The 6207-nt window shown below is 48.8% G+C and carries 8 protein-coding genes and 5 tRNA genes; 4 read left to right on the top strand and 9 right to left on the bottom strand.

Annotated elements, in window-relative coordinates:
• From ACOX7T_RS13930 to ACOX7T_RS13915, 4 genes are all read left to right on the top strand, one after another.
• Positions 1–133: 1,3-beta-galactosyl-N-acetylhexosamine phosphorylase C-terminal domain-containing protein (locus ACOX7T_RS13930; RefSeq protein WP_433443826.1), on the top strand; the 133-nt coding region annotated here is incomplete at its 5' end.
• Between the two features lie 23 nt (positions 134–156).
• On the top strand, positions 157–936 hold the full coding sequence (locus tag ACOX7T_RS13925; protein ID WP_433443823.1) for an FAD-dependent oxidoreductase: 780 nt from the start codon (positions 157–159) through the stop codon (positions 934–936).
• A gap of 76 nt (positions 937–1012) precedes the next feature.
• Positions 1013–2086 (top strand): uroporphyrinogen decarboxylase family protein, encoded by a 1074-nt coding sequence (locus ACOX7T_RS13920; RefSeq protein ID WP_433443821.1) that lies wholly within the window; start codon positions 1013–1015, stop codon positions 2084–2086.
• 97 nt (positions 2087–2183) lie between these two features.
• Positions 2184–2663, top strand: coding sequence for a hypothetical protein (locus ACOX7T_RS13915; RefSeq protein WP_433443818.1), 480 nt, complete (start codon positions 2184–2186; stop codon positions 2661–2663).
• Positions 2664–2808: 145 nt separating this feature from the next.
• Here the strand turns inward: ACOX7T_RS13915 and ACOX7T_RS13910 are convergent, their stop codons facing one another.
• The 9 genes from ACOX7T_RS13910 to ACOX7T_RS13870 all read right to left on the bottom strand — a co-directional run bounded on the left by ACOX7T_RS13910 (position 2809) and on the right by ACOX7T_RS13870 (position 6199).
• Positions 2809–3672 (bottom strand): SDH family Clp fold serine proteinase, encoded by an 864-nt coding sequence (locus ACOX7T_RS13910; protein WP_433443815.1) that lies wholly within the window; start codon positions 3670–3672, stop codon positions 2809–2811.
• 92 nt (positions 3673–3764) lie between these two features.
• The gene (locus tag ACOX7T_RS13905) at positions 3765–4340 is read right to left on the bottom strand and encodes a KilA-N domain-containing protein (protein ID WP_433443813.1); all 576 of its coding nucleotides are present in this window, start codon (positions 4338–4340) and stop codon (positions 3765–3767) included.
• Positions 4341–4406: 66 nt separating this feature from the next.
• Positions 4407–4748 carry a recombinase family protein gene (locus ACOX7T_RS13900; protein ID WP_433443811.1) on the bottom strand — a complete coding sequence of 114 codons (342 nt, stop codon included), beginning with the start codon at positions 4746–4748 and terminating at the stop codon, positions 4407–4409.
• 191 nt (positions 4749–4939) lie between these two features.
• A tRNA-Lys gene (locus tag ACOX7T_RS13895) sits at positions 4940–5015 on the bottom strand.
• A gap of 9 nt (positions 5016–5024) precedes the next feature.
• Positions 5025–5099: transfer RNA gene (locus tag ACOX7T_RS13890), tRNA-Gln, on the bottom strand.
• 66 nt (positions 5100–5165) lie between these two features.
• A tRNA-His gene (locus ACOX7T_RS13885) sits at positions 5166–5241 on the bottom strand.
• Positions 5242–5258: 17 nt separating this feature from the next.
• Positions 5259–5335 (bottom strand) — tRNA-Arg (locus ACOX7T_RS13880).
• 3 nt (positions 5336–5338) lie between these two features.
• A tRNA-Gly gene (locus ACOX7T_RS13875) sits at positions 5339–5412 on the bottom strand.
• 148 nt (positions 5413–5560) lie between these two features.
• On the bottom strand, positions 5561–6199 hold the full coding sequence (locus ACOX7T_RS13870; protein ID WP_433443809.1) for a hypothetical protein: 639 nt from the start codon (positions 6197–6199) through the stop codon (positions 5561–5563).
• Positions 6200–6207 lie beyond the last annotated feature (8 nt).

Here is a 6207-nt window from a genome sequence, read left to right as displayed (position 1 = left end):
CTTCGTGGCCAACGGCAAGTACTGCGTGGTCAACAACACCTACGAGCCCCAGAGCACCACGGTCTACAAGGGCGACGGCTCCAGCTTCCACCTGGACCTGGCCGCCAACGAGATCAAGTGGTACGAGCTCTAAGGTACAGTCAGGATCGTGTTGATGTGGAACTCTATAAAGAAATGATACATAATCTGCCTATCATAAGAAAGGCAGATGTGGTAATATTGGGTTCTGGACCGACTGGCATCTGTGCCGCTGCTGCCGCCAGTCTGGAAGGAGCCAAAACCTTGCTTATCAGGCAGAAGAGCGATGTGGACGGCACAGCTGCTGTGGCTGAGCGCTTTGGCAGGTATATGACGGGCAGTTCTGCTGGATTCTATGAGGAGCTGCTGAAATGGACGCGCCGGATGAATCAAAAGGATTCAAAGGCCGGGAGAAACTCTGTTACCTGCAGACGGGCGAAAAATTCTGCTTCCGGAATGGGAGCTACGGAGGAGAATGCTGAAGTCTTGCTCAGCAATACGGCCTGTGCTCCTATTATGCATGGTGAACTGCTTCGCGGCGTCATTATAGAGAACAAGAATGGCAGACAGGCGATATTGGCGAAAATCGTCATTGACTGCACTGGTGATAACAGTATTATCACTGGCGCTGGTTTGGACGAGGCGGGCTGTTGGCAAAAGTCCCGTTCAAAAGGAAAACGCGCCATCCCATGGGGCTGCTTGGTGACGGAGAAGGCAGATGGACTGATTTTGGCGGAGCAGAATTTTAGGGACGGGAATATGGCCCAGTACAGCTGCTATGCCATGTCTGCCTGCATTAGAACAGGACAATCCATGGGTGTGGCAGCAGCCATCTGTGCCAGAGAGCTGATTCTGCCTCGTCGGCTGGATGTGAAGAAGCTGCGGGCCAGATTGACCGAATTGGGAATAGCACCTTAGCTGCCAGACTGTCAGATAATAAGATATTTTCATTAAAATTTTTAAAATAAAGGCTGTTGGAAGAAAGGAAACCGATATGAAAACGCCGAGAGAAAATCTGTTGGGGCTGCTCAGAAAACAGGGATACGACTGGGTTCCATGTGAATTTTTTCTGTGTCAGAGTCTGGAGGAACAGTTTCATAAGGATGTGGGAGAAGATATCAATTATATGGACTACTTTTCCATGCCCTGGAGACGACTGCCGGATTTGGTTCCCGACTATGACGACCGGAGCCGTTTTCTGCCCTATCATGCAGAGAAGAACCATATTCAATGTGAGGAACTTGACGAGTGGGGTGTAGGTCACAGGGCTACGCCCAGTTCCATGCATATGACGCAGATGTTTTGCCCTCTGCGGGATGTGGAGTCTTCGGATGTATTGGAGCAGTATCCACTGCCTACTTACTCAAAGGAAAAGAATCCGGACCTGAGAGCATATGCAGACGCCATCCATGCCCGCGGACTGGCATCAGTAGGCAATATGCAATGCACTGTCTGGGAGACCTCATGGTATATCCGGGGCATGGAGCCTCTGATGATGGATATGATGTGCGACGAGGAGATGGCAGAGGTCATTCTGGATCGGGTGACGCAGATGTCCATCCAGAGAGCGAAACTCTATGCAGAGGCTGGGGTGGATATCCTCTATCTGGGCGACGACGTGGGGATGCAGAACAGTCTGATGATGAGTGAAGAGCTGTATGTTACCTGGATAAAACCCCGACTGAAGCAGGTGATTGAGGCAGCCAAGGCCATCAAACCTGACATCATTGTGTTCTACCATTCCTGCGGCTTTGTAGAGCCGCTCATTCCCCACCTGATTGAGGCTGGAATCGATGTGCTCAATCCCATTCAGCCTGAGTGCATGGACTTTGAGGAGATTTTCGAGAAGTACGGCGACCAGGTTGCATTCCACGGAACGGTCGGCACACAGAGTGTGATGCCCTTTGGTACCCCGGAAGAGGTTAAGGCTGTGGTAAAGAAAAATCTGGACATTGCAGGTCCGAAGGGCGGACTGTTTGTGGCGCCCACCCATCTGCTGGAGCCGGAAGTGCCCTGGGAAAATATCCGCGCCTACGTGGAAGTGTGCAGAGAATATCGTCCTGGCTGATAAAAAGAATGCGCAATGCGAGAGCCCCCGCCGGAGTATTCCGGCGGGGGCTCTCTGAGTATAAAGTCAACATCTATACATCATAATGAATAGCGGTTTGGAACTGCTGAACAGTTTTGAAGACACGCAGGCCCCCGGGGCCCCACATGGTGGGGCGGCGCTTATGCGCCGTACAAGCGTTTTGGGCCGTTGGCCCAAAACCTTGGCACAGGGTGAATTCATTTTGCCCGAGCATTTCAATCAAAAGGATGGAGCCGCCCTCTGGGCGGCGAAATCCAAAAAGAAGGACATGCCTAAGCGTGTCCTTCTTTTTGGAACGGGTGGACAGTTTCGAGGACGCCTTTCAGGTCTTCAGCTAAAACCAAAACGGAGCCCAGTGCAGCGGGTCCGGTTTGGAAAGGAGGAGCAGCAAAATGAGCGCGCTCTGACTTTTGTAAAAAAGTCGGAGCAAGCGATATGTCGCTTGCTCCGACGTGGAACATCGCAACACTATAGATGCCATCCCTTTAATCAGGGCTTTGCACTGTGGTTAATTTCTGTGTTCTGGCATATTCTGTTTTCTATTGGCAACAGTTGATATCCTCGCCTCACTGTTAGCTTTTGTTGCAAAAGATTCTCGAACAATCTATTTGCAGATTCATATCCTTCACAAATATCTCTATCGAGTTCTTGCTTTGGCGTTTTATCCATTAATACTGTCAATAATTCATCGCAAATTGACATTACAAAAACCTCCGTGTATGGATGAACCGTTGCATGCTATATTTTTGCACATAATCAGTCATCAGTTCATGATATGCGGTTACTGCTTTGTATGCTTCCTGATCATCTTCTAATTTGTCAATTTGTAATTTTAGTCTTCCCAGCTCAACTCTACTTATAGGGCGTCCATGCGACTTCCGTTCTTTATTGTCGCTCAAATTTTGTGCAATCTCTATTGCGCGGTTTCTCTTATCTTCGTCCGTAACTGGAGTCTGTGAGGAACTATGTATATTCCAATTTTTAAACTTATATTTCGGCAACCATTCGACCAATAAATCAACAGCTAAATCGCGAGCCTGTTCATAAGCGCGTAACTCAGCTAAGTCAAAATCTTTCAGTATTATAAATTCTGCATTGGTAAGCTCATTCCGCTTAGCTTTTTCGATAAGTTCATTAATTTTATCTAAATAACCAAGTGCCGCCACAAATTTACCATCTTTATTTCTTACTTGAGGATCAATTGGTCCAAGTACACTGTAATAATCCATGTAGATTTTATCTCCGCTACAGCACATTACGGTCCCTGCGCTATAAGCGTAGTCGGGGATAATAAAACTGACTTCTTTGTAAAAATTTCTAAATATATTTACTATGCGCTTCACAGGGTTCAAACTACCGCCTGTTGTAGTCAAAAGCACATAGAGTTCTTCGTGCTTTTGACCATCAGAGCAAATTTGCTCAATGATTTGTTTTACATTGGCTTCAACACCATCAATGAGTTCACCATAATAAACAAATACATCTGCATTTAAAATGCGCTCCAAATTAGAAAGTGCATTTTCCATCGCTTTTCGATTGGAATCATTTATAGGAGAAACTATCATATTTTTCTCTCCTTATATCTGAAATTGGATTTGTGTTACTTTTATAATATCATATCAACAATTGTGGTTCAACAGTGAGTTATCGTTTATTGCTACTTTTGATCAGCCAGCCTCACCATTGTAACCCGCATTGCAGAATCTAACCAGAGGTGAAAGTCCAAGGCAATTTCTGAGTGTGCGGTCACGCCGCCACCTTTGCCTTGCTTTACGGTCATCCCTATCGCTTGTGTCCTTTTCACCCAAAGGCTCGGCGTGATTGTCAGGGATGAGGAACGGGCCTGCCGGATTAGTTCCTCACATGCAGTATCATCAAAATCTGGGTTCTCCGCTATTTCCCACTGGCGTAAGAACTCCAATGTATTTCTGCTGCGCATCCAGCTTTGAATCACATACCCAGGCGATTCTTCAGAATACTTTTTGGCCAGTAGAGTCAACGATATTGGGCCATTATCTGCATTCTCTCTTATGTAACGCTTTATGATTTCGGTGTAGGTAGAGATTCTTTCAAAGTCTTTTCCCTTTTCCTCGTTGAGGGAGTCGTAAAAATCTTTTCTGATCCCGGGTACAAAATCCGGGAAAACCAAGTTCTTTGAAACAAGTGTCCCCAGCACGGACTCAAATTGAAGTGCAAGCCGCGCATACAGTTCGCTGAGTTCTTTCTCTGTCATACTGTATCCTCCGCTTTTTGCTTCAGTATAACACAGAAGATGAGGGTTAGATAGTGCCTTGCAAAATTATAATGCCGGAGATTGGTACCGAGTAGCTTTTCTGGGGCTGCCGGCCTTGTCATAGTCGATATTGCATCTATGCTCCTTTTCAAATTGGACATTCATATATGCCTTAGTTCCAACGATGGGGATATACTTTGCATTGGACAAGAGCTTATCAATGGCCGCTCTTGTCCAGCGTTCTTTTCCAGTAGGGGAAGGAATCCTTTTCTCGGAAAGTATGTCTGCAACTTTGCCAAGGCTGGCTCCGGAAAGATAGTAGTCAAAAATCATACGGATGACTTCCGCTTTCTCCTGGCAAATGATAAATGCATTGTTTTCCATCTGATAACCATAAGGAATACGCATGTTTACATATCTCCTTTACTAAAACAATAATATACGCAGGTTTAGAAACGGAATTCTCTCCGCCCAAACCTGCGTTTTGAAATAGTATTTATGGAATAATGAACAATCCAGCAGTGGTGTTTCTGGTGCAAACTGACGAGAAAAAGCAAAACCTGCGTATAACTATAGTTATACGCAGGTTTTGTCTACTTTGGTGACCCAGCGGGGACTCGAACCCCGGACCTTCGCCTTAAAAGGGCGTTGCTCTACCAACTGAGCTACTAGGTCGAATAAAATTGGCTGGGATGGCTGGACTCGAACCAGCGAATGCGGGAGTCAAAGTCCCGTGCCTTACCACTTGGCTACACCCCAGTATCGCAGGTTCAAAAAAGGGAAGGCCCGGAGCGGACGCTCCGGGCCTTCCGCCTTGAGACTATATGGGGTGGGTGACGGGACTCGAACCCGCGACACTCGGAACCACAATCCGATGCTCTACCAACTGAACTACACCCACCATATGGAAGGGAAAACTGGCACGCCTGAAGGGACTCGAACCCCTGACCCACTGCTTAGAAGGCAGTTGCTCTATCCACCTGAGCTACAGGCGCGTATGGAGCGGGTGATGGGAATCGAACCCACGCGACCAGCTTGGAAGGCTGGGATTCTACCATTGAACTACACCCGCATGGGACGCGACAAACTGAATGTCAGCCTTGATATATTACCACGGACAACCCTATCTGTCAATGCCTTTGCCGAAAAAAATAAAAAAATTTCCTCCGCACCCCAGCGCGTCATTTGAGGGGGAGTGCGGAGGCGTGGAGGTCAGGCAATCAGGCGATGGAGTCCGGAGCAGAATCCTCCATCAAGTCCTGGCCGAAAAAGTCGGAGTAGCGCACAGTGAGTGCTCCACCCCCAAAGATCACGTCAGCGATGTCCAGTCCGGGCTCCAGGGCAAGGACATAGTCCTCCGCGCTGGTGAGTGCCCGCACCAGCTCAGTGCCGTCCCGGAGCACAATGGTGACCTGGGTAAAATCAGCGGGGAGACGCTGGCCGTTGACAAAGTCAAAGATGCTGTCGGTCAGGTCACCGAAGAGGACGGTCATGCTGTCAGTGGACAGCACCGCAGCGGAGAATCCGGCGGAGATGCCCATCTCTCCCTCCTTGGAGGCCAGCAGCGTAAAGCCGTCCTCCGCCTCCTCCAGAACAAAGACCTCCAGGGAGCCGAAGGCCTCGGTGCCGGGATTCCGGTTGCCGGCCAGCAGGACCGGCTGTTCCCCGTAGGCAGTGCTCTGTAAGAGCACGCAGTCCTCGCCATAGGTGTCTGCCAGCCAGGCCGACCCCCGCTCCAGCATGCCGCTGTCCGCAGAGGGGGAGGGTGCGGGCGAAGGAGACGAAGGGGAGGCACAGGCGGCCAGAGTCAGGGCCAGCAGAAATGTCATCAGCAGGGAAGCAATACGGGAAAACCGCATAGAAAGCC

This window comes from Pseudoflavonifractor sp., from assembly GCF_050943825.1.
Classification (GTDB): Bacteria; Bacillota; Clostridia; order Oscillospirales; family Oscillospiraceae; genus Pseudoflavonifractor.
This window is presented reverse-complemented; position numbering and strand designations above follow the sequence as displayed.